21 protein-coding genes and 1 tRNA gene are annotated in these 23,304 nt (G+C 68.4%); 13 read left to right on the top strand and 9 right to left on the bottom strand.

The annotated features are described in order from the left end of the window. Window positions 1-87: 87 nt before the first annotated feature. Window positions 88-1,233 carry a glycerate kinase gene (locus U5771_RS08895; RefSeq protein ID WP_322023612.1) on the top strand — a complete coding sequence of 382 codons (1,146 nt, stop codon included), beginning with the start codon at window positions 88-90 and terminating at the stop codon, window positions 1,231-1,233. A gap of 62 nt (window positions 1,234-1,295) precedes the next feature. Next, on the top strand, window positions 1,296-1,745 hold the full coding sequence (locus U5771_RS08890; RefSeq protein ID WP_322023611.1) for a MarR family winged helix-turn-helix transcriptional regulator: 450 nt from the start codon (window positions 1,296-1,298) through the stop codon (window positions 1,743-1,745). 270 nt (window positions 1,746-2,015) lie between these two features. On the opposite strand, the gene U5771_RS08885 is transcribed toward U5771_RS08890, so the two are convergent. After that, window positions 2,016-3,014: a 2-dehydropantoate 2-reductase gene (locus tag U5771_RS08885; protein ID WP_322023610.1), complete on the bottom strand. Its 999-nt coding sequence runs from the start codon at window positions 3,012-3,014 to the stop codon at window positions 2,016-2,018. 107 nt (window positions 3,015-3,121) lie between these two features. Further along, window positions 3,122-4,267 (bottom strand): helix-turn-helix transcriptional regulator, encoded by a 1,146-nt coding sequence (locus U5771_RS08880; protein ID WP_322023609.1) that lies wholly within the window; start codon window positions 4,265-4,267, stop codon window positions 3,122-3,124. 301 nt (window positions 4,268-4,568) lie between these two features. Here U5771_RS08880 and U5771_RS08875 point away from each other — a divergent pair, with 301 nt between their 5' ends. The 4 genes from U5771_RS08875 (at window position 4,569) to U5771_RS08860 (ending at window position 8,312) form a co-directional block, all read left to right on the top strand. After that, window positions 4,569-5,615, top strand: a complete 1,047-nt coding sequence (locus U5771_RS08875; RefSeq protein ID WP_322023608.1) for a porin — start codon at window positions 4,569-4,571, stop codon at window positions 5,613-5,615. A gap of 22 nt (window positions 5,616-5,637) precedes the next feature. Next, on the top strand, window positions 5,638-6,858 hold the full coding sequence (locus U5771_RS08870; RefSeq protein ID WP_322023607.1) for an MFS transporter: 1,221 nt from the start codon (window positions 5,638-5,640) through the stop codon (window positions 6,856-6,858). Between the two features lie 16 nt (window positions 6,859-6,874). Beyond that, window positions 6,875-7,984, top strand: coding sequence for a class II histone deacetylase (locus U5771_RS08865; protein ID WP_322023606.1), 1,110 nt, complete (start codon window positions 6,875-6,877; stop codon window positions 7,982-7,984). Between the two features lie 97 nt (window positions 7,985-8,081). Next, the gene (locus tag U5771_RS08860) at window positions 8,082-8,312 is read left to right on the top strand and encodes a hypothetical protein (protein WP_322023605.1); all 231 of its coding nucleotides are present in this window, start codon (window positions 8,082-8,084) and stop codon (window positions 8,310-8,312) included. A 99-nt stretch (window positions 8,313-8,411) separates the two neighbouring features. Here the strand turns inward: U5771_RS08860 and U5771_RS08855 are convergent, their stop codons facing one another. Next, the gene (locus tag U5771_RS08855; RefSeq protein WP_322023604.1) at window positions 8,412-8,705 is read right to left on the bottom strand and encodes a hypothetical protein; all 294 of its coding nucleotides are present in this window, start codon (window positions 8,703-8,705) and stop codon (window positions 8,412-8,414) included. 195 nt (window positions 8,706-8,900) lie between these two features. After that, window positions 8,901-8,987, bottom strand: a tRNA-Leu gene (locus U5771_RS08850). Window positions 8,988-9,223: 236 nt separating this feature from the next. On the opposite strand from U5771_RS08850, the gene hpnD reads away from it, so the two are divergent. After that, complete coding sequence (gene hpnD, locus U5771_RS08845) at window positions 9,224-10,057, top strand: presqualene diphosphate synthase HpnD (RefSeq protein ID WP_322023603.1); 834 nt, start codon at window positions 9,224-9,226, stop codon at window positions 10,055-10,057. A gap of 24 nt (window positions 10,058-10,081) precedes the next feature. On the opposite strand, the gene U5771_RS08840 is transcribed toward hpnD, so the two are convergent. The 3 genes from U5771_RS08840 to U5771_RS08830 form a co-directional block, all read right to left on the bottom strand. After that, window positions 10,082-11,302 (bottom strand): DUF1501 domain-containing protein, encoded by a 1,221-nt coding sequence (locus U5771_RS08840; protein ID WP_322023602.1) that lies wholly within the window; start codon window positions 11,300-11,302, stop codon window positions 10,082-10,084. Between the two features lie 76 nt (window positions 11,303-11,378). Further along, window positions 11,379-12,875 (bottom strand): DUF1800 domain-containing protein, encoded by a 1,497-nt coding sequence (locus U5771_RS08835; RefSeq protein WP_322023601.1) that lies wholly within the window; start codon window positions 12,873-12,875, stop codon window positions 11,379-11,381. Window positions 12,876-12,995: 120 nt separating this feature from the next. Continuing rightward, entirely contained in the window at window positions 12,996-13,274 is a 279-nt protein-coding gene (locus tag U5771_RS08830) for a hypothetical protein (protein ID WP_322023600.1), read from the bottom strand. 258 nt (window positions 13,275-13,532) lie between these two features. Between U5771_RS08830 and ompR the strand changes: the two genes are divergently transcribed. From ompR to U5771_RS08810, 4 genes are all read left to right on the top strand, one after another. Further along, window positions 13,533-14,267: a two-component system response regulator OmpR gene (gene ompR / locus U5771_RS08825; RefSeq protein WP_004192636.1), complete on the top strand. Its 735-nt coding sequence runs from the start codon at window positions 13,533-13,535 to the stop codon at window positions 14,265-14,267. A gap of 40 nt (window positions 14,268-14,307) precedes the next feature. After that, a complete protein-coding gene (locus U5771_RS08820) occupies window positions 14,308-15,669 on the top strand; it encodes an ATP-binding protein (protein ID WP_322023599.1) in 1,362 nt (453 codons plus the stop codon). A 189-nt stretch (window positions 15,670-15,858) separates the two neighbouring features. Next, window positions 15,859-16,407, top strand: a complete 549-nt coding sequence (locus U5771_RS08815) for a peroxiredoxin (protein WP_043188036.1) — start codon at window positions 15,859-15,861, stop codon at window positions 16,405-16,407. Between the two features lie 76 nt (window positions 16,408-16,483). Continuing rightward, window positions 16,484-17,011 (top strand): carboxymuconolactone decarboxylase family protein, encoded by a 528-nt coding sequence (locus U5771_RS08810; RefSeq protein WP_044843722.1) that lies wholly within the window; start codon window positions 16,484-16,486, stop codon window positions 17,009-17,011. A gap of 138 nt (window positions 17,012-17,149) precedes the next feature. Here U5771_RS08810 and ispF read toward each other — a convergent pair whose 3' ends face one another. Then, window positions 17,150-17,635: a 2-C-methyl-D-erythritol 2,4-cyclodiphosphate synthase gene (ispF, locus tag U5771_RS08805; protein WP_057925367.1), complete on the bottom strand. Its 486-nt coding sequence runs from the start codon at window positions 17,633-17,635 to the stop codon at window positions 17,150-17,152. A 29-nt stretch (window positions 17,636-17,664) separates the two neighbouring features. After that, window positions 17,665-18,375: a 2-C-methyl-D-erythritol 4-phosphate cytidylyltransferase gene (gene ispD / locus U5771_RS08800; protein WP_069241492.1), complete on the bottom strand. Its 711-nt coding sequence runs from the start codon at window positions 18,373-18,375 to the stop codon at window positions 17,665-17,667. A gap of 108 nt (window positions 18,376-18,483) precedes the next feature. Here ispD and mfd point away from each other — a divergent pair, with 108 nt between their 5' ends. Both mfd and argE read left to right on the top strand, forming a co-directional pair. Continuing rightward, window positions 18,484-21,954, top strand: a complete 3,471-nt coding sequence (mfd, locus tag U5771_RS08795) for a transcription-repair coupling factor (protein ID WP_322023598.1) — start codon at window positions 18,484-18,486, stop codon at window positions 21,952-21,954. A 96-nt stretch (window positions 21,955-22,050) separates the two neighbouring features. After that, window positions 22,051-23,271, top strand: a complete 1,221-nt coding sequence (gene argE / locus U5771_RS08790; RefSeq protein WP_322023597.1) for an acetylornithine deacetylase — start codon at window positions 22,051-22,053, stop codon at window positions 23,269-23,271. Window positions 23,272-23,304 lie beyond the last annotated feature (33 nt).

Raw genomic sequence — 23,304 nt, 5'->3', positions numbered from 1 at the left:
CCCGCCATCCTGTAAGCTCCGATTGAAGGTGCGCCGCGATCGCGACCGCCATCATTCTTCACACCAATCACGCCTTCCGGAGACACCATGCCGCAACACCCGTCCGCGCCTGTCGTCGTCATCGCGCCCGATTCGTTCAAAGGCTCGCTTTCCGCCGAGCAGGTCGCGGACGCGATCGCCACCGGCATCCGCCGCGCCCGGCCCGATGCGGTCGTGCGCTGCTGCCCGATGGCCGACGGCGGCGAAGGCACGCTCGATGCGATGCTGGCGGGCGGCGGCACGCGGCGCACGCTGCGGGTGGCCGGCGCATCGCTCGCGGCACGCGACGCGGCGGTCGGCGTGATCGACGCGCGCACCGCGATCGTCGAGACGGCCGAGATCGTCGGCATTACCGACGCGGTCGGCATGAGCGTGCCGGTCGACGCGCGCAGCACGCGCGGGATGGGCGAGGCGATCCGCACGCTGCTCGACGAGGGCGTGCGCCGCTTCTTCGTCGCGCTCGGCGGCAGCAGCACCAACGACGCCGGCGCGGGGTTGCTCGCGGGCCTCGGCCTGCAATGCTTCGACGCGGCCGGCCAGCCGGTCGAGCCCGTCCCGGCGCGGCTCGCCGACATCGCGCGGATCGACGCGTCGGGGCTCGATCCGCGCCTGAAGGACGCGGAATTCATCGGCATGTCCGACGTCGACAACCCGCTGACGGGCGCGCATGGCGCGACCGCGGTGTTCGGGCCGCAAAAGGGCGTGACGCCCGAGCAGGTGGCGACCCTCGACGCCGCGCTCGGCCGTTTCGCCGACCTGCTCGAGACCGCGCTCGACCGGCGCGGTCGCGACCTGGCCGGTGCCGGCGCAGCCGGGGGCCTCGGGTTTGCGCTGCACATGCTGGGCGCGCAGTTCGAAGCCGGCGCGGAAGTCGTCGCACGGCAGGTCGGGCTCGATGCGGCACTCGCCGGCGCCGACTGGCTGATCACCGGCGAAGGCCGCTCCGACGTGCAGACGCTGCACGGCAAGGCGCCGTTCATCGCGTGCCGTCATGCGCAGGCCGCCGGCGTGCCCGCGTCGCTGCTGTCGGGCGCGGTCGACCCGGCCGCGCTGCCGCGCCTGTCCGAACACTTTTCCGGCTGCTTCTCGCCCGCGCCCGGCCCGATCACGCTCGAGGTCGCGATCCGCGACGCGGCGAACCTGCTCGCGAACGAAGCCGAACAGTTGACACGGCTGAAGTACGGCGCACACTGACCGTTGACCCGAGCGCGCGATACAGGAACAATCGGGCCCGCCCTTTTTCTTCAGGATTCGACATGAAAGGCCGTCAAGCCGGGCTCGATCAGTTTCTGACCTATCGCCTCCATGCGCTCACGAAGCGATCCGACCGCGGGATCGCCGAGGTGTATCGGCACAAGCTGGACATCTCGCTGCCCGAGGCGCGCGTGATCGCCGCCGTCGGCGCCTTCGGCCCGTTCTCGATCATGGATCTCGCCCGCCATACCAATCTCGACAAGAGTCAGGCGAGCCGCGCGGCGGAAGCGCTGCTGCGCCAGGGACTGCTCGAGCGCAGCGCGAGCGAGGACGACGGCCGGATCGTGCTGATCGCGCTGACCGGCGACGGCCGCGCGCTGCATCGCAAGATCATGCCGATCGTGCGCAAGTGGAATGAAGGCTTGCTCGGGTGCCTGTCCGACAGCGAGCGCCAGACGTTCGAGCGGCTGCTCGACAAGGTGGTCGCGAACGCGGTCGAACGCGACGAGTGAGTCGCGCGGCGGACGTAGTCGGTGGCACGCCTGTATCGCGAAGGTGCGGCATGGACGGGAATCGCTGTGGCGGCTGCGCACGTGCTTCAAGCCAGGCGGGCCCAGCGCCTGCCGCTTTATTCAGATGAATCCTGCGGACCGCCCGAGTCTCCCGAGTCACACAAGCGCGCGGGCGGCGGCCCGGCTTCCCCTGCAGGGCGACCGGACGGCCGCTCGCCGTTTCTTCATTCTTCTCCACGTGCCGGCCGTCGCCGCCGCGATCCCTCTCCGCTATAGCCCGCTGTTCGCCGCACGCTGACGCAGCAACCCCAGCACCGCGTCGCAATACGGCGTCGGCACGTCGAGCTTGCGTCCCAGTTCCGGAAACACGCCGAGGATCGGTCCGGTTTCCAGCGGCCTCCCGGCCTCGAAATCCTGCAGCATCGACGTCTTGAACGCGCCGAGCTTGCGCGTCACGGCAATCCGTTCCGGCCCGCTCATCCCCGTATCGAGACCGAGTTTCGCACCGACCGCGGCCGCCTCCTCCATCATCCGCAACGCGAGATCCTGCGTGAACGGATCGTCGAGCAGTTGCTCGGCGGTCGAACCCGTCAGCGCGCTCAACGGATTCATGTTCATGTTGCCCCACAGCTTCGCCCAGATCTCGGTGCGGATCGCCGGCGTCGACTCGACGTCGAAGCCGCCCGCGGCGAGCGCCGCCGCGAACCGCGCGGTCGGCGCGTCGAGCCGCGCATCGGGCGAGCCGATGATCAGGCGGTTGCCGCGGCCACGACGCACGATACCCGGCGCATCGGTGCTCGACGACAGGTGCACGACGCAGCCGATCGCCTGCGCAGGCGGCAGCGCCGCCGAGACCGCACCGGCCGGATCGACCGCGTCGAGCGGCACGCCGTCGACCGGACCCGCGAGCCCGTGCGTGAACCACCACGGCAGCCCGTTCATCGCGGCGACGATCACCGTGCCGGGCCCGACCAGCGGCGCGATGCGCGCGGCCAGCGCCGGCAGCGCCTGCGCCTTCAGCGCGATCACCACGTAGTCCTGCACGCCGAGCGCGGCCGCGTCGTCGCTCGCGCGCACCGGCACCGACGCCACGGCGCCCGCCTCGTCGATCACGCGCACGCCGTGCGCGTTCAGTGCTTCGAGCGTCGCACCGCGCGCGAATGCGCTCACCGTCATGCCGGCCCGCGACAGCGCGGCCGCGAGCAACCCGCCGATCGCGCCGACACCGACCACCGCCGCGCGCACCGACCCTGAATTCGTGTCGTTCATGATGAAAATCCGTCTACCGGGAGCCGACGAGCATAACGCTCAATGGTTGCGGATACAACCATTCTCATTCACGCAAGCACCCGCATGCCCGTGTTCGCACGCGCGATTCAACGCGCCGCGCCGCCCGCCTCCACCGGCTCGTCGTCGGTCGGGCCGCCCGTCGAGCCGAGTACGCCGGCGATCTGGCTCTTGTCGTGCATGCCGAGCTTGCGGTACGCACAGCGCAGGTAGTGACGCACGGTCGTCGGCGAAATCGCCATCTGCTGCGCAACCTCCTTGTGCGAGCGGCCGGCACCGTAATAGCGGATCGCCGCCAGCTCGCGCGGGCTCAGCCGGTCGAGCAGCGAGCGCGGCCGCGCCTCGATCTGGAACAGTCCGGCGACGGGCACGCACTGGATGCGCAACGCATCGCCGATGAACGGCTGGCCCGACTGGCGCCGCACGTGCGCGACCAGCGGCTCCGGCACCCGCGGGCCCGTCCACGCCGGCCATTCGGTCCGCAGCACGTCGTCGAAGCCGTGATCGGCGTGATGCAGCACACCGAAGTTGTCGCACAGCGCACGCGCCGCCGGCGCAACCGCATCGCCGCGCTCGCGCGTGAGCTGTGCCGCGCGATTGATCGTCAGCGCGGCCGCCAGATGCGGGATCACTTCCTCGAAGCGGCTCGCGTCGTCGTCGCTGAACGGACGGTTCAGGCCCTGGCGGTAGATCGACATGAACGTCGTCAGCCCGAAGCGGCGATCCAGCGTGCACACGCACATCAGCTGCGCCAGCCCGTACCTCACGCACCAGTCGCGGAACCGCGCGTCGAACCCGGGCTCGACGACCGACAGCCGCACCGCGCGACCGTGCGCGCCGAGCAGCGTGCGTTGCGCGAGCGGATCGCAGTCGCGCACGCGTTTCCAGTCGCTGAAGAACGCGTGCGGAAGACGGTACAGGAAACTGTTGTGCATCACGGGACCGGTCGGCACGTGCGTCGCGACGCCGGTCCACGCGGCGTCGAACGGGATGAGCCCCTGCAGCAGCGAAAAGAAGCGGCACTCGAATTCACCGATGCTCGACTGCGCGGCGACCGCATACAGATCGAGCAGCATCAGGCCGAGTTCGCGCCGTGCCGGGTCGCCGCGCGTCACGCCGTCGAAATCCGCGCGGCGGGACGGCAGCGACGGCCACGCGGATTCGTCGAGCACGATCGCGGCCGGCACGTCGCGCAGCGCGTCGAGATCGTGCCCGATATCCGTCGTGATCCTCACCTTCCGCTCCCCTGCCCGATCGGGCCGCTGATGCGCGCAACGCAGACCGGCCGATTATAGCGACCGGCATTTTTGACGGGCGCCGCTGCCGGAACCCGCGGCAACCCCATCCATTTGAACGGTACGCCGCCCGTTGCTGCTGCGCAGCACGCCGCACCGCGGCGTCGCGGCACGGCCATGCCGGGCACCGCGGGTTTTCCACACCGTTCATCTGCACGACTGTTCGCCGGTTTTCCCGCTGCGGACACTGCGTCGCGACAACACAACGACACACGATGCAGGACGGTCTGGAGAACCCCACGTGATGACACCCCGCTTCATCCGCACGGCCACGGCCGCCGCAGCGCTCGCCGCGTGCAGCATCGCCGCGCACGCGCAATCGACCCTCACGCTGTACGGCGCGCTCGACGCCGGCGTGCAATACCTGACGCATGCCGACGGACGGCACGCGGCCGTGCAGTTGCAGAACTACGGCATCCTGCCGTCGCAGGTCGGGCTGAAGGGCACCGAGGATCTCGGCGGCGGCTGGCGCGCGCTGTTCAAGCTCGAACAGGGCCTCAACCTCAACGACGGCACCGCGACCGTGCCCGGCTATGCGTTCTTCCGCGGCGCGTACGTGGGTGTCGCGGGCCCGGTCGGCACCGTCACGCTCGGCCGGCAGTTCAGCGTGCTGTTCGACAAGACGCTGTTCTACGACCCGCTCTGGTACGCGTCGTACAGCGGCCAAGGCGTGCTCGTACCGATGAACGCGAACTTCATCGACCACTCGATCAAGTACCAGTCGCCGACGTTCGCCGGCTTCGATGTCGAGGCCCTCGCCGCGACGGCCGGCGTCGCGGGCAATACGCGCGCCGGACGCGTGCTCGAGCTCGGCGGCCAGTACACGAGCAACGGGCTGTCGGTCAGCGCGGTGCTGCATCAGGCGCATGGCGACGCGTCGGCAGCGGACGACGCGTCCGCGCGCCGCCGCGAACTCGGCACGCTCGCGGCGCGTTATGCCTTCGCGACGGTGCCGCTCACCGTCTACGCGGGCGTCGAGCGCCTGACCGGCGACCTCGATGCGGCGCGCACGATCGTCTGGGGCGGCGCGCGTTATCTGACGTCGGGCGGCATCGGGCTGAATGCGGGCGTCTACCACACCGACTCGCACACGCCGGCAATCGGCCACCCGACGCTGTTCATCGCGAGCACCACCTACGCGCTGTCGAAACGCACCGTCGCCTACGTGAACCTCGGTTATGCGCGCAACAGCGGCCAGAGCTCGCAGACCGTCTACGAATACGACCCGACGCCGCTCGCCGGTGCATCGCAGTTCGGCGCGATGGTCGGCATGTACCACCTGTTCTGATTCCGTCCAGCGAGATCCCGCCATGAAAACCCTTTGCTCCTCCGATGCCGCGCTGCCGTCCGACGGCCGCGCGTCGCCTTTCGCGCGCTCGACGCTCGTCGCGCTCGTCGTATTCGCCGCCATCACGCCGCTGCTGCTGCTCGTCGCGCCGGCCGTCGCCGGCCAGTTGGCGACGCAGCTCGGACTGTCCGCGTCGCAGATCGGCACCTACTTCTTCGTCGAACTCGGCGCGTTCAGCCTCGCGACCGCGCCGTCGTACCTGTGGCTCGGCCGCGTCGATGCGCGCCGCGTCGCCGCCTGCGCGATCGCGCTGTTCGGCGTGGGCAATCTCCTGACCGCGCTGTGGATGCCCGGCTTCGTCACGCTGCTCGCATTGCGTGCCGTGACCGCGCTCGGCGGCGGCTCGCTGATGGTGCTCTGCATGACCAGCGCGGCCACGAGCGAGAACAGCGATCGCGTGTACGGATTGTGGGTCGTCGGCCAGTTGATCGCCGGCGCGATCGGCCTGTTCGTGCTGCCGCACGTGTTCGCCGCGTTCGGGCTGCGCGCGCTGTATGTCGCGCTGGCCGTGCTCGCGCTGCTTGCCGCACCGCTGTCGCGCGGCTTTCCGGCGACGCTCGGTGCACGGACCGCATCGGCGCAGGCCGCGCGCGGCGCCACGACGGATACGCCGCGCCGCTTCGTCGCGCTCGCGATCGGTGCGGTGCTGACGTTCTATCTCGCGATCGGCAGCGTGTGGACGTTCGCGAGCCGCGCGGCGGCGGAAGCCGGACTGGATCCGCAGTCGACCGGCAACGTGCTCGCGATCGCGAGCGTGATGGGGATTGCCGGCGCGGCGCTCGCCTCGTGCGCGGGCGGCCGGCTTGCGCGGCGCGCGATGCTGGCCGCCGGTTACGCGCTGCTCGCCGCGTCGCTCGTCGCACTCGTCGCGCTGCCGCATGCGAGCGGCTACAGCGCCGCAATCTTCGCGTTCAAGTTCGCGTGGACGTTCGTACTGCCGTTCATTCTCGCGACCGTCGCGCAGATCGATACGTCCGGGCGCCTCGTCGCGACGCTCAATTTCGTGATCGGTGCGGGCCTCGCGGCCGGCCCGCTGCTCGCCGGGCTGTTGCTCGATGCCGGCGGCACGATGCATGCGCTGTTCGCGGCCGCCACCGCCGTCGCGATCGCGTCGTTCGCTGCACTGCGCCATCTCGATCGCCGCGCGCGGATCACCGTGGCTTCCGTTTCCTCCCAACCGTGACAGGTCAAGCACATCCATGAATCGCACTGCCTTCTTCACCGACGAACGCACCTTCTGGCACACCGGCGGCACACACGCGCTGTTCTTCCCGGTCGGCGGCTGGGTCCAGCCGCCGTCGAGCGCCGGCTACGCGGAATCGCCCGATTCGAAGCGCCGCTTCCTGTCGCTCGTGCAGGCGTCGGGCCTGGCCGATCACCTCGACATGCGCGGTGCCGCGCCGGCCACCACCGGCGATCTGCTGCGCATTCATCCGACGAGCTATCTCGACGCGTTCCGCGTGCTCAGCGCTGCGAACGGCGGCGACCTCGGCGATCTCGCCCCGTTCGGCAAGGGTAGCTACGAGATCGCCGCACTGTCCGCGGGTCTCGCGATCGCGGCGGTCGACACGGTCGTCGCCGAGCGCGCGGCCAACGCGTTCTCGCTGTCGCGACCGCCCGGTCACCACTGCCTGCGCGATCGCCCGATGGGCTTCTGCCTGCTCGCCAACATCCCGATCGCGATCGAGGCCGCGCGCGCGAAGCATGGCATCGAGCGCGTCGCGGTGATCGACTGGGACGTACATCACGGCAACGGCACGCAGTCGATCTACTACGACGATCCGGACACGCTGACGATCTCGCTGCATCAGGACCGCTGCTTTCCGCCCGGCTACAGCGGCGGCGACGAGCGCGGCGACGGCGCGGGCGTGGGTGCAAACCTGAACGTGCCGTTGCTCGCGGGCAGCGGCGACGACGCGTATCGCTACGCATTCGAGCGGATCGTGCTGCCGGCGCTGGAACGGTTCCGGCCGGAGCTGATCATCGTCGCGAGCGGCCTCGATGCGAGCGCGGTCGATCCGCTCGCGCGCATGCAGCTGCATACCGACAGTTACCGGTTCATGACGCGCGCGGTGAAGGAGGCGGCACGGCACCACTGCGGCGGACGGCTCGTGATCGTGCACGAGGGCGGCTATTCGGAGGCGTACGTGCCGTTCTGCGGACTCGCGATCGTCGAGGAGCTGGCCGGCATCCGCACCGAGGTCGCCGATCCGATGCTCGACCTCGCGATCGCGCAGCAGCCGGGCGAACGGTTCGTCGCGTTCCAGCGCGAGCTGATCGACGAACTGGCCGTGTCGTTCGGGTTGTAACGCGCGCTCACCAGCGATATGGGGCCGGCCCTTGCGCGATCGGTGCGGATGGGGTTTCCTGTGCTTTTACACCTGCCAGGCCCGGGCCCCTCTTCAGATGAAATCGTCTCCGCGCGATCCCGACACCAACGACAAAGCGCGCCGCCAGCCTTCGAAGCTCGTACTGAATATCGCGGCGGTGCTGATCGGCCTCGTCACGTTCGCGATCGGCGTGGCGTGGTTGATCTATAGCTGGATCGTCGATCGCGAAGCGCAGTATTTCGCGATTCCGCTGGTGTTTTCGGTGCCGGTGATCGTGGCGGTCGCGGTGCGGAGCTTCTGGGACTAGGTGCGCCCGAAAAGACAAAGCGCCGCGGTCGGTGGACACGCGGCGCTTTTTATCCATCATCCAGTGCGGTAGCGAGAGGTGCGGCTCGCTCCCGGCCGCTTACAGGCCGACATGCCTGCACGGGTTGGGGGCGGCACCCTGATACCCGCTGGCGAAACCGAGCGCGGAGCCGAGCAGCGCCGTGCCGACCGATTTCAGGACGGTTTCGCCCGACAACGACACCCCGCTCGAGATCAGTCGGCCCGAATAGGCCGAGCACTCCGGGGAGGCTGCGCCGGTCTGTACGGGCCTGGCGCTCCACGTGACGTTGTCGGCGGCCGTCGTGGCAGATGCCGGAACGGCCAGCGCGAGCGTGAGTACGGCAATCGATGTGCGTGCGATGTTCTTCGTCATGGACGGTCCTCGGCAAGACGCGCTGCGGACAGGAATTGTAATGAAGATATTACACGCCATACGCGATCCGAATTTCCGCATGCTCGACGGCCGCCGCGTATCGGCGAAAAACCGTCATCAACGAAAAAGCGCTGCCGGTCAGCCGACCGGCAGCGCTTTTTCGGGAACGGCCCTTGGGAGGCACGTTCGACTTCGTGGTGCGTGAGGCCGGACTCGAACCGGCACACCCTTGCGGGCGTCAGGACCTAAACCTGGTGCGTCTACCAATTTCGCCACTCACGCGTATTCCTGTCGCCTGACCGCGCGGCACGCAAGATGCGTTCTCCACGCGCCCGGGACGTCATGCCGGCCCGAAAACCGGCACGCCCGATCAGGCGAGCGCGAGATTCTACCCGATCTGCGCAGCATTGTCTCGTCCCGCCGGCACCCGTCGGACAGCGATGCTAGAATGCCGCGCTCGACGTGCCGGCCATGCGCCGGCGCGCGTCCCCGAACCCGCCTCCGCCACGATCCCACCCGTGAACTTCGACGACTACTGTCAGCAAAAGGCCGCCCCCGCGGGCTCCAGCGTCTACTACGCGCTGCGCCAGGCGCCGCTCGCCGCCGAACCGCGCCTGACGGCCCTGTTCGCGCTGCGCCGCGAACTCGAGGAAACCGTCAAGGAAACCAGCGATCCGACCGTCGGACACACGAAGCTCGCGTGGTGGCACAAGGAACTCGCGGCGCTCGCCGCCGGCGAACCGTCGCACCCGGTCACGAAGGCGCTCGCGCAGCACCACCCGGCGATCGCGGCCGAAACCGACGCGCTGCGCACACTCGTCAACGGTTACGGGATGGATCTCGAACAGGCACGTTACCTGGATTTCGCGAACCTGCAGCGCTACATCGCGCAGGTCGGCAGCACCTTCACGTCGCTGGTCGCGCGCGCAAGCGCCGCGAATCCGGCCGACCCGCAACCGTGGGCCGCGGATGCCGGCCGCGCGCTGATGCTCGCGCAATTCGTGCAGGAACTCGGCAACGATGCGCGCCATGGCCGCATCTATCTGCCGATCGACGAACTGCAACGCTACAACGTGACCGCGGCCGACCTGCTGAACCGCCGCTACAGCCCGGCCTTCACCGAGCTGCTGCAGTTTCAGACGGCCCGCGCGCGCGAAGCGCTCGCCGCCGCCGAAGCCGCGATCCCCGCAGCCGAACGCCGCGCGCAGCGCACGCTGCGTGCGCAGATCGCACTGGCCGGCGCGCTGCTCGACGAAATCGAACGCGACGGCTACCAGGTGCTGCACCAGCGCATCGCGCTGACGCCGATCCGCAAGCTGTGGATCGCGTGGCGCGCCGCGCGCCGCCGCTGATCAGCGCCCTCGCGCACGACCACCTCACACCTTCAGCAGCGGCAGCGTGTCGAAGCGCTGCTGCAGCACATGCGTCGCATCGAGCCCCCACCACGGCCCGAGCACGGTCGCATACAGCTGCCGGAAATCGACCGCGACCGGCAGGTTGCCGTTGCCGTCGAGGTGCCCGAGCGCGGGCGCCGCACCATACAACCCGCCGGCCACGCGGCCGCCCATCACGAAATGCGGCGCGGCGGTACCGTGATCGGTGCCGTTGCTCTGGTTCTCGCGCACGCGCCGCCCGAATTCCGCATACGTCATCACGAGCGCCTGGTTCCAGCGCCCGAGTTCGATCAGCGCACCGCGCATCGCACTCATCCCTTCCGCGAACTGCTTGAGCAGCGCCGCCTGCTGCCCCGGCTGGTTCTGGTGCGTATCGAAACCGTTGAGCGTGAGCCGCAGCACCGCGATGCCGTCCTGCGCGCCAGGCCCCGACGCCTCGCATGCCGCGAGCACCTGCATCGCGGTCTTCACCGACGTACCGAACGTACCGGCCGGAAACGCCGTCCTGAACTCGCGCATCCCGCCGCGCGGGCGCAGCCGGTCGGCCGCCTTCACGATGTCGTTCTCGACGTCGATGATGTGCGCGAGCGCCGGGTTCCGTTCGCGCAGCGACGACGGTTCGGCCAACCGCGCCGCGCGGATGAACTGCGCGGGATTGACGAGCGCGATCGCACGCGCACCGTTCGCGAGCGGTCCCATCTCCGCGCTGCCGAGCACGACGCCGTCCGCCGCGAAGCCCGGCGGCACCGGCGCCTGCGCGAACGTGCGCGTGAGCCAGCCTTCGTGCAGGTACTGGTCCGAGCGCGACGCGGTATCCCAGATCTCGATCGAGCGGAAATGCGACAGGTTCGGCTGCGGATAACCGACACCTTGCACGATCGCGACCTGTCCATCGCGCCACAGCGGCATCAACGGCGCGAGCGACGGGTGCAGCCCCGTCTGCGCATCGAGCTGGAGTACCTGGTCGCGCTTGATGCCGATGCTGCGGCGGAACTGGTAGTAGAGCGGATCCGCATACGGCACCACCGTGTTGAGGCCGTCGTTGCCGCCCTTCAGCTCGACGAGGATCAGCACGTTCGCATAGCCGGCCACCGGCCGCCGCCCCGCCGCGGCTATCGATGCAGCCTGCGCGGGCGGCTGCCACAACGACACGCCCGCGGCGGCCGCGGCGCCCGTCAGCGTCAGAAAATCACGTCGGTTCATCGTGCATCCTTCGGTTCGCCGCGCGGCATGGCCACCGCGGCAGCGCGCCTGTTCGTCGTCGATTCAGTCGTTTCAGTCATTTCAGTTGATAGGCCGGATCCATCAGCAGCGCCTCGAGATACGCACTGCCGGTCGAGTCCGTATCGATCGCCGCGACCGGCGACACCGGTAGCACCGCGTGCTGCAGCTGAAGCTCGGTCGACAATCCGGCGATCGCCTGCGGCCGCGCACGATACTGCGCGAGCCAGCGTTCGAGATCGAATCGCAGGCCGCCGCGCGCGGGCTTCACCGGCGCGCCGCGCATGCCGGCCATCGACGCGGCGTCGGCAACCGGCATCGCGCGCGCATTCGGCGACGGCGCCGCCATCGCATGCGCGGGCGCCCGCATGCCGGCCGTCTCGGTCGCGCGGAACAACTGCTCGACGAACTGCTTGCGCGCAAGCAGCGTGGTGCTGTTGATCCACATCGCGCCGCCCGGCCAGCCCTTCACGTTCGGCGGATAGAACAGGTTCTGCCCGAGCGTGCGCACGGTGTTCGCGAGCATCTGCGGATCGCCGTACGCGACGTCGAACAGCCGCACCGACCCGACGACGAACTCGGCCGGCGACTTCACGAGCACGCCGCGATTGCGCGGATCCCAGAATGCGTCGGTCGACCAGAGCGCGGCGAGCGCCGCGCGCAGGTCGTAGCCGCTCGCGCGAAACCGTTCGGCCACGCCATCGAGCGCGCCGGCGTCAGGTGTATCGGACACGAACTCGCGCCACAGCTTGCCCGCGACGAAGCGGGCGGTGTCGGGCCGCTTCAACAGGATGTCGAGAAACCCGTCGCCGTCGAACGCGCCGGTCTCGCCGAGGATCGTCTTGTCGCCCGCGTCGTGCCATTCGGGCCGCACCACGAAGCGCAGCGTATCGGGATCGACGCTCCAGCCGGTCATCGCGCGCGCGGCCTCGGTCACGTCGCGCTGCGTGTAATGCCCTTCGCCAAGCGTGAACAGCTCCATCACCTCGCGCGCGAAATTCTCGTTCGGACGGCCCTTGCGGTTGCTCGCGCCGTCGAGATACTGGAGCATCGCCGGATCCTTCGCGACCGCATGCAGCAGCGTGCCGAAATTGCCGAGCGCCTCGCGGCGAAACAGCGCATTCTGCGCGGCCATCGTCTGCGGATACGGGACCTTGTCCTGCCCCGACGTGAAATGCCCGTGCCAGAACAGCGTCATGCGCTCGGTGAGCGGCGACGGCGTCGCGACCATCTCGTTGACCCACGCCGCGCGCAACGCATCGTAGCGGCGATTGCGTTCGCGCTGCTCGTCGCGCCGCATGTCGGGCGTCAGCGCCTGTCGCTGCGCGCGGGTCGGCGGCATCTCGGCGAGCCAGTCGGGCCAGGTCGTCACGGGGTCGCGACGCACGTTGCCGAGCGTGTCGGCCACGACTTGTGCCCGCGTCATCCCGACGATGCGGGCGACCTCGGCCGGTGCGGGAGAAAAGCCGGTACGGCTCAGGAAGAACAGCGCATCGTCGGCGTCGAGCGGCGCCTGCATGGCGGGCGATGCCGGGGCGGCAGCGGTCGCTTTCATCGTCGTGGGCTCCCGGAACGCACCAGCGGTGCGGATGCCGGTTCAACGGCAGCACGCCGCCGAAAGTTGACCGAAAAATTGCTACGGAATCTTTCCGCGCCATGCGAAGGCGCGTGCGTGTCAGCGCTTGTACAGCTCGCGGACGGCGTCCTCGATGTGCTGGCGCAGCAGGTGGCGCTCCTCGGGCGTCATGTGCCCGTCGCGACGGTGCTGATCGAGATCGGGAGGCACGGCGGAACGGACCGCCATGTCGGCGGCGCGGTCGGACTGCGGCGCTTTGCCGCGCTGCAGCTTGCGCGACGGGGCGCCCTGCTCGGGGCGCTGCGCATACGCGAAGTTCGACGCATATGGACCGGCAAGTGCGATCGTCAGCATCAGTGCAATCCGGGCAGATCGCATGACCGTCCTCGCTTCTTTGGTCGATTTGTTCCCTTCGTCACGCGGCAACCGGTTACCTCTGGTACTTGAAAAACCCTGCGGAATTCGGGTGTACAAAGATGAAAGATGGAGTGCAGGGGAGTATCTACCGAATTTCGGCTTCGAGTAAAGGAATCTCTATAGCCTGCCTTTACTCCGCGCGACACTACGGGTAAATTTTGTAACGGACTGTAACGTGCGAAATTACGCGGCCGTGCGTGATTTCCCATTCGCGATAAGATGCCGCTCATGGAAACGAAAAACCCCTCCAAGATTCTCGTCGTCGACGACGACCCGCGCCTGCGCGATCTGCTGCGCCGCTATCTCGGCGAGCAGGGTTTCAACGTATACGTCGCGGAGAACGCGACCGCGATGAACAAGCTCTGGGTGCGCGAACGCTTCGACCTGCTCGTGCTCGACCTGATGCTGCCGGGCGAAGACGGCCTGTCGATCTGCCGCCGCCTGCGCGGCAGCAACGACCGCACGCCGATCATCATGCTCACCGCGAAGGGCGAGGACGTCGACCGCATCGTCGGCCTCGAGATGGGCGCCGACGACTACCTGCCGAAGCCGTTCAACCCGCGCGAACTCGTCGCGCGCATTCACGCGGTGCTGCGCCGCCAGGCGCCGGCCGAGCTGCCGGGCGCGCCGTCGGAAACCACCGAGGTGTTCGAGTTCGGCGAGTTCTCGCTGAACCTCGCGACGCGCACGCTGACGAAGTCCGGCCAGGAAATTCCGCTGACGACCGGCGAATTCTCGGTGCTGAAGGTGTTCGCACGCCATCCGCGCCAGCCGCTGTCGCGCGAAAAGCTGATGGAGCTCGCGCGCGGCCGTGAATACGAAGTGTTCGACCGCAGCCTCGACGTGCAGATCTCGCGCCTGCGCAAGCTGATCGAACCGGATCCGGGCAGCCCGCGCTTCATCCAGACCGTGTGGGGCCTCGGCTACGTGTTCATTCCGGACGGCGCCGCCTGATCTTTTTCCTTTCCGGTTTCGCCCGTCCACGGCCCGTCCCATGCGCATCGACCGGCGCCTCCTGCAGCTCGCGTTCGGCGGGCTGTTCTGGCGCACCTTCCTGCTGATCGCGCTGCTGATCTCGGTCAGTCTCGCCGCGTGGTTCCAGAGCTTTCGCGTGATCGAGCGCGAGCCGCGCGCGCAGCGCGTCGCGCTCCAGCTCGTCGCGATCGTGAAGCTCACGCGCACCGCCCTGCTCTATTCCGATCCCGATTTGCGGCGCGCGCTGCTGCAGGATCTCGAGAGCAACGAGGGCGTGCGCGTGTACCCGCGCGAAAAAACCGACAAGTTCAAGCTGCAGCCCGACGAATCGCTGAACCGCCTGATCGAACACGACATCCGCAGCCGTCTCGGCGACGATACCGTGATCGCGCAGTCGGTCAACGACATCCCGGGCGTGTGGATCAGTTTCAAGATCGACGACGACGATTACTGGGTCGCGCTCGACCGCGACCAGCTCGACAGCGTCACAGGCCTGCAGTGGGCCGGCTGGGGCCTGTTCGCGCTCGCGCTGTCGCTGTTCGGCTCCGCGTTCATCACGAGCCTCGTGAACCGGCCGTTCTCGCGGCTGGCGCTCGCCGCGCGGCAGATCGGCTCGGGCCAGACGCCCGAACTGCTGCCCGAGCGCGGGATGGGCGTCGCGGCCGACACCAACCGCAGCTTCAACCAGATGGTGCGCGACCTCGAGCAGCTCGAGGCCGATCGCGCGCTGATGCTCGCGGGCATCTCGCACGACCTGCGCACGCCGCTCGCGCGGCTGCGGCTCGAGACCGAGATGAGCCCGTCCGACCAGGCGACCAAGGACGCGATGGTCGACGACATCGAGCAGATGGATCGCATCATCGCGGCCTTCATCGACTACGCGCGTCCGACCCAGCGCAAGCCGGAGCCGGTCGACCTGTCGTCGATCGCGCAGGAAGTCGCCGCACGCGTGTCGGGCGAGGACGGTGTCGAAATCCGCACGCGGCTCGCGCCGACCGCCGTGATCGAAGCCGACGAGACCGACATGCGCCGCGTGATCGGCAACCTCGTCGAGAACGCGCGCAAATACGGCCAGAGCCGCGACGACGGCGTGTCGCGCATCACGCTCGAGACGCGCGTGACGCACGCGCGCGTCGAGCTGTCGGTGAGCGACGAGGGCCCCGGCATCCCCGAGGACCAGCTGCCGCTCGTGATGCGGCCGTTCTACCGCGTCGACACGGCGCGCACCAAGGCGGACGGCACGGGGCTCGGCATGGCGATCGTGCTGCGCCTCGTCGGCCGCTATCGCGGCGCACTGCGCCTGCGCAACCGCAGCCCCGAAGCGGGCCTCGAAGTCACCCTCGAATTCCCCGGCGCCGGCAAGGCGCGTGCGACGGCGTGACGCGTTCGCGCACGCCTCCCGCGCGGCACACTATCGGCGCGGTTGAAAAAAACTATGGGAATCGTTAGTCAAAATCTATTGAAGCGTTTTGTTAATAGTGTTATAGTCTTGCCCATGCTGTCACATCAACGTTGCAGCACCGAGGTAGCTTGACTCAGTCTTCTTCCCAACTCATACAGGAGTATCCGCATGAAAACCGTGGGCGATAAACTCGAAGCATTCACCGTCGTAGCCGCGAAGCCGGGCTTCAACAATCACGAGGAAAACGGCCAGTCGGCATTCGAGACCGTCACCGAAGCGTCGTTCCCGGGCAAGTGGAAGATCATCTACTTCTATCCGAAGGATTTCACGTTCGTGTGCCCGACGGAAATCGTCGAGTTCGCGAAGCTGACGAAGCAGTTCGAAGAGCGCGACGCCATCCTGCTCGGCGGCAGCTCGGACAACGAATTCGTGAAGCTCGCATGGCGCCGTGAGCACAAGGACCTGAACAAGCTGAACCACTACTCGTTCGGCGACGTCAAGGGCGAGCTGATCGACCAGCTCGGCGTGCGCGACAAGGAAGCCGGCGTGGCCCTGCGCGCGACGTTCATCGTCGATCCGGACAACACGATCCAGCACGTTTCGGTGAACAACCTGAACGTCGGCCGCAGCCCGGAAGAAGTCCTGCGCATTCTGGACGGCCTGCAAACGGACGAACTGTGCCCGTGCAACCGTGCAGTCGGCGGCGCAACGCTGTAAGCGCATCGATGCACGAAGCCCGCGGCGCACGTCCTGCCTGCGGGCTTTTTTAACGGCCAACCCATAGGAGATATCAATGGAATTCATCGACTCGATTAAGGCGCGTATCCCCGACTACGCGAAGGACATTCGCCTGAACCTCGACGGCACGATCTCGCGCTCGTCGCTCGAAGGCACCGATGCAGTCGGCGTCGCGCTGGCGGCGGCGGTCGCGGCGAAGAGCACCGTGCTCGTGAAGACGATCCGCGAAGCCGGCGTGCTGTCGCCCGAAGAGACGAACGCCGTGCTGACGGCGGCCGCGCTGATGGGGATGAACAACACCTGGTATCCGTATGTCGAGATGGCCGACGACGCCGACCTGAAGACGCAGCGCGCCGAGCTGCGGATGGGCGCGTATGCGTCGCACGGCGGCGTCGACAAGCGCCGGTTCGAGATGTACGCGCTCGCCGCGTCGATCGTCGGCAAGTGCCACTTCTGCGTGAAGTCGCACTACGCGCTGCTGAAGAACGAGCAAGGGATGACGACGACGCAGCTGCGCGACGTCGGCCGCATCGCGTCGGTGATCAACGCCGCCGCGCAAGTGATCGCCGCCGAAGGCGAATAAGCGCTCGCGCAAGCGGCAGCACGGTGCGGCGGCCATCCGCGCCGCACCGGACCGCAAAACGAAAATGCCACGCAAACGCGTGGCATTTTTCATTCCGGCGGCGCAACCGGCGCGCCGCTTCGGGCCGGCATCGGGCGCTCACGCGCCCTGCTTCACCAGCAGCGCGGCGGCCTGCGCCTCGATGCCCTCGCCGCGGCCGAGGTAGCCAAGCTTCTCGTTGGTCTTCGCCTTCACGTTCACGCGCTCGAGCGGCAGCCCGAGATCGGCCGCGATGTTCGCGCGCATCCCGTCGATGTGCGGTGCGAGCTTCGGCGCCTGCGCGATCACCGTGCTGTCGACGTTCTGGATCGTGAAGCCGGCCGCCTTCACGCGGGCGACGCACTCGCGCAGCAGCACACGGCTGTCCGCGCCCTTGAACGCCGCGTCGGTGTCGGAGAAATGGCGGCCGATGTCGCCGAGCGCCGCCGCGCCGAACAGCGCGTCGGTGATCGCGTGCAGCAGCACGTCCGCGTCCGAGTGGCCGAGCAGGCCGCGCTCGTACGGAATCGTCACGCCGCCGATGATGAGGGGGCGCCCCGGGACGAGCTGGTGCACGTCGTAGCCTTGTCCGATTCTGAAATCCATGCGTAATCCGGTTTGAGATGAGGTGAAAGTCAGGAAGCGTTCGCGGGGCGCGCGAGGATCGCTTCCGCGAGCGCGAAATCTTCCGGGTACGTGACCTTGAAGTTGCGCAGGCTGCCCTGCACGACGCGCGGCGTATGGCCGGCCCATTCGATCGCGCTGGCCTCGTCGGTCAGGTCGTGCCCTTCGCGCTGCGCGCGCAGGATCGCGTCGCGCAGCATGCCGATGCGGAACATCTGCGGCGTCTGCGCCTGCCACAGCGCGTCGCGCGACTCGGTGCGAGCGATTGCGTCGCCGCCGGCCGGCACGCGCTTGAGCGTATCGGCCACCGGCAGCGCGACGATGCCGCCGACCGGATCGTCCTTCAGCGTCGCGACCAGCGTGCGGATCAGCTCCGGCGTGATGCCGGGGCGCGCGGCGTCGTGCACGAGCACCCAGTCCTGGTCGGTCGCGCCGAATTCGGCCAGCTCGAGCAGCCCGTTCAGCACCGACGCCTGCCGCGAGCCGCCACCGCAGCGGCGCACCGCGAAGCGCAGGCCCGCGAAGCGGCGCGCGTCGAAGTGCGTGTCGTCGGGCGCGAGGACGACGAGCGTCTGCGCGAATTCGCTGCACGCGTCGAACGCGGCGAGCGTGTAATGCAGGAGCGCGCGGCCGGCCAGCGTGCGATATTGCTTCGGCACGGCCGAACCGGAACGGCTGCCCGTGCCGGCGCAAGGAATCAGGGCGAAAAGTCGGGGAGTCACGAAGAAGAAACGCCGGAAAGATGAAATCGAGAAGCGGATTTTATAATAGGTCTTTCGTCTCGACCGGCGCGCCGCGCCGCGCCCGTGCCCGCCACCCCTGCCGTCCCTATGCCAGACAACGCTTCCACCCCGTTCGCCTCGCCCGTCGCCCGTGTCAAACCGGGCCAGCGGTTCGCCTTCGACGGCGCGCACGGCTCCGCCGACGCACTCGCCATCGCCCGCTATCTCGCCGACAACCGCGACGCGGTCCCGCTCCTTGCGGTGATCTGCGCGAACGCGGTCGACGCGCAGCGGCTGTCGCAGGAACTCCGCTACTTCTCGCCCGATGCGCGCGTGCGCCTGCTGCCGGACTGGGAGACGCTGCCGTACGACACGTTCTCGCCGCACCAGGATCTCGTCTCCGAGCGCCTGGCGACGCTGCACGACCTCGGCGAGGGCCGCTGCGACATCCTGCTGGTGCCCGCGACCACCGCGCTGTACCGGATGCCGCCCGCGTCGTTCATGGCCGCGTACACCTTCGCGTTCGCGCAGGGCGAGCGGCTCGACGAGGCGAAGCTGAAGGCGCAGCTCACGCTGGCCGGCTACGAGCACGTGAGCCAGGTCGTGCGGCCCGGCGAATACTGCGTGCGCGGCTCGCTGATCGACCTGTACCCGATGGGCTCGCCGCTGCCCTACCGGATCGACCTGTTCGACGACCAGGTCGACTCGATCCGCGCGTTCGATCCCGATACGCAGCGCAGCCTCTACCCGGTGCGCGACGTGCGCCTGCTGCCCGGCCGCGAGTTTCCGTTCGACGAAGCGGCGCGCACGGCGTTCCGCAGCCGCTGGCGCGAGACCTTCGAAGGCGACCCGAGCCGCGCGCCGATCTACAAGGACATCGGCAACGGCGTGCCGTCGGCCGGCATCGAGTATTACCTGCCGCTGTTCTTCGACGAGACGGCCACGCTGTTCCACTACCTGCCGCAGGATTCGCACCTCGTGTTCACCGGCGATCTCGAAGCGTCGATCCGCCGCTTCACGGCCGATACGAAGCAACGCCACGCGTTCCTCGCGCACGATCGCGAGCGGCCGATCCTCGAGCCGCAGCGCCTGTTCCTGTCCGACGAGGACTTCTTCGCGTTCGCGAAGCCGTTCGCGCGCGTCGTGCTGCCCGCGCAGCCGGCCGGCGGCTGGGCGACGGGCCTGCCCGAGCTCACCGTCGACCGTCATGCGGACGATCCGCTCGCCGCGCTGCGCACGTTCGTCCAGTCGTCGGGCAAGCGCGTGCTGCTGACGGTCGAATCGGCCGGCCGCCGCGAAACGATCCTGCAACTGCTCGCCGAACATCACCTGCGCCCCACGTCGAACGACCACTTCGCGGGCTGGCTCGAAAGCGACGCGCCCTTCGCGCTCGGCGTCGCGCCGCTCGCGAGCGGCTTCGCGGTGCCGGGCGAAGGCTACGCGATCGTCACCGAAACCGAGCTGTACGGGGCGCTCGGCCGCCGCGCGGGGCGCCGCCGCCAGGAACAGGCGAGCAACGTCGACGCGATGGTGCGCGACCTGTCGGAGCTGAAGGTCGGCGATCCGGTCGTGCATGCGCAGCACGGCATCGGCCGCTACATGGGCCTCGTGTCGATGGATCTCGGCGAAGGCGAGACCGAGTTCCTGCATCTCGAATACGCGGGCGACAGCAAGCTCTACGTGCCGGTCGCGCAATTGCACGTGATCTCGCGCTACAGCGGCGCCGATCCCGACAGCGCGCCGCTGCACGCACTCGGCTCGGGCCAGTGGGAGCGCGCGAAGCGCAAGGCCGCGCAGCAGATCCGCGACACGGCCGCCGAGCTGCTGAACCTGTACGCGCGCCGCGCGGCCCGCGAAGGCCATGCGTTCGCGCTCGAGCCGCGCGACTACGTGAAGTTCGCGGAAAGCTTCGGCTTCGAGGAAACACCCGACCAGGCCGCGGCGATCGCGGCCGTGATCGGCGACATGACGAGCGGCAAGCCGATGGACCGCCTCGTGTGCGGCGACGTCGGCTTCGGCAAGACCGAAGTCGCGCTGCGCGCGGCGTTCATCGCGGTGATGGGCGGCAAGCAGGTCGCGCTGCTGTCGCCGACCACGCTGCTCGCCGAGCAGCACACGCAGACCTTCGCCGACCGTTTCGCGGACTGGCCGGTGCGCATCGTCGAGCTGTCACGCTTCAAGACCGCGAAGGAAGTGAACGCGGCGATCGCGCAGATCAACGAAGGCAGCGTCGACATCGTGATCGGCACGCACAAGCTGCTGTCGTCGGACGTGCAGTTCAAGCGCCTCGGCCTCGTGATCATCGACGAGGAACACCGTTTCGGCGTGCGCCAGAAGGAAGCCCTGAAGGCGCTGCGCGCGGAAGTCGACGTGCTGACACTGACCGCGACGCCGATCCCGCGGACACTCGGGATGGCGCTCGAAGGCTTGCGCGACTTCTCGGTGATCGCGACCGCGCCGCAGAAGCGCCTCGCGATCAAGACCTTCGTGCGCCGCGAGGAGGAAAGCGTGATTCGCGAAGCGATGCTGCGCGAGCTGAAGCGCGGCGGCCAGGTGTATTTCCTGCACAACGAGGTCGAGACGATCGAGAACCGCAGGACGATGCTCGAGGAGCTCGTGCCCGAGGCGCGCATCGCGATCGCGCACGGCCAGATGCACGAACGCGAACTCGAACGCGTGATGCGCGATTTCGTCGCGCAGCGCGCGAACGTGCTGCTGTGCACGACCATCATCGAGACCGGCATCGACGTGCCGAGCGCGAACACGATCATCATGCATCGCTCCGACAAGTTCGGCCTCGCGCAGCTGCACCAGCTGCGCGGCCGCGTCGGCCGTTCGCACCACCAGGCGTATGCGTACCTGCTGGTCCATGACCCGCAGTCGCTGACCAAGCAGGCGCAGCGCCGGCTCGAGGCGATCCAGCAGATGGAGGAACTCGGTTCGGGCTTCTATCTCGCGATGCACGACCTCGAGATCCGCGGCACCGGCGAGGTGCTCGGCGACAAGCAGTCGGGCGAGATCCACGAGATCGGCTTCCAGCTGTACACCGACATGCTGAACGACGCGGTGAAGGCGTTGAAGAACGGCAAGGAGCCCGACCTCACCGCCCCGCTCGCCGCGACGACGGAAATCAACCTGCATGCGCCCGCGATCCTGCCGGCCGACTACTGCGCGGACGTGCAGGAGCGGCTGTCGCTGTACAAGCGGCTCGCGAACTGCGAGCACGGCGACGCGATCGACGGCATCCAGGAAGAGCTGATCGACCGCTTCGGCAAGCTGCCGCCGCAGGCGCACGCGCTCGTCGAGACGCACCGGCTGCGGCTGGCCGCGAAGCCGCTCGGCATCGTCAAGATCGACGCGAGCGAGGCCGCGATCGGGCTGCAGTTCGAGCCGAATCCGCCGATCGATCCGATGCGGATCATCGAGATGGTGCAGAAGCACCGGCACATCAAGCTCGCGGGCCAGGACAAGCTGCGCATCGAGACGCGCTCGCCCGATCTCGCGATCCGCGTGTCGACGATCAAGGAAACGCTTCGCGCGCTCGCACCGCGCGCCGACGCAGCGAGCGCGGCACGCTGACGGCGCGGCCGCGATGCTGCACCGCATCGCGGCCGGCGCAGGCGGGCCGGCGCGTTTTTGAGTATGATTTTCCCATTCCTCAGACGGAGTTTTGCCATGTCCACTCTCGACGCGCCGGCGCCGTCCGCCGCTGACCAAGGCGACGCTTCGCTCGTCAGCCTGCCCTGGATCAAGCAACTGGTGTCGATGGACACGACGAGCCGCGTGCCGAACCTCGGCCTGATCGAAACGGTGCGCGACGCGCTGGCCGCGAAGGGCATCGCGTCGACGCTCACGCACGATCCGCGCGAAGGCTGGGCCAACCTGTTCGCGACCGTGCCCGCGCACGACGGCTCGACCGACGGCGGCATCGTGCTGTCGGGGCACACCGACGTCGTGCCCGTCGACGGCCAGCAATGGGACAGCAACCCGTTCGCGCCCGAGCTGCGCGACGGCCGCCTGTACGGCCGCGGCACGTGCGACATGAAGGGTTTCATCGGCACGGCGCTCGCGCTGTTGCCCGAGATGCAGGCGACGAAGCTCGCGAAGCCGATTCATTTCGCGCTGTCCTACGACGAGGAAATCGGCTGCGCGGGCGCACCGCTCTTGATCGCGGATCTCGTCAAGCGCGGCGTGAAGCCGTCCGGCTGCATCGTCGGCGAGCCGACCAGCATGCGGCCGATCATCGCGCACAAGGGCATCAACGCATACCGCTGCTGCGTGCGCGGCCACGCGGCGCACTCGTCGCTGACGCCGAAGGGCCTGAACGCGATCGAATACGCGGCGCGCCTCATCTGCCACATCCGCGACATCGCCGACCGCTTCCGTGCCGAAGGGCCGTTCGACGAGTTGTACGACGTACCGTTCACGACCGCGCAGACGAGCACGATCCAGGGCGGCAACGCGATCAACACCGTGCCGGCCGAATGCCGGTTCGACTTCGAATTCCGCAACCTGCCGACGCTCGATCCCGAGCAGATCTTCACGCGCATCGAAGCGTATGCGCAGGAAACGCTGCTGCCGCAGATGCGTCGCGAGCATCCGAACGCGGCAATCGAGTTCTCGAAGATCGCCGCGGCGCCCGGGCTCGACGCGACCGAACAGGCCGCGATCACGCAGCTCGTGCGCGCGCTGACGGCCGACCAGGACAAGCGCAAGGTCGCATACGGCACCGAAGCCGGCCTGTTCGAACGCGCGGGCATCCCGAGCATCGTCTGCGGGCCCGGCAACATCGAGCAGGCACACAAGCCGAACGAGTATGTCGAGCTTGCGCAGCTCGCCGCCTGCGAGCAGTTCCTGCGCAAGTTCATCCGCAGCATGTCGGTCGACGCACACTGACTGCCCCCGCCACGCCGGCCTGCGTGTGCGGGC

Source organism: Burkholderia sp. BCC1977, assembly GCF_905339595.1.
Lineage (GTDB): Bacteria > Pseudomonadota > Gammaproteobacteria > Burkholderiales > Burkholderiaceae > Burkholderia.
This window is presented reverse-complemented; position numbering and strand designations above follow the sequence as displayed.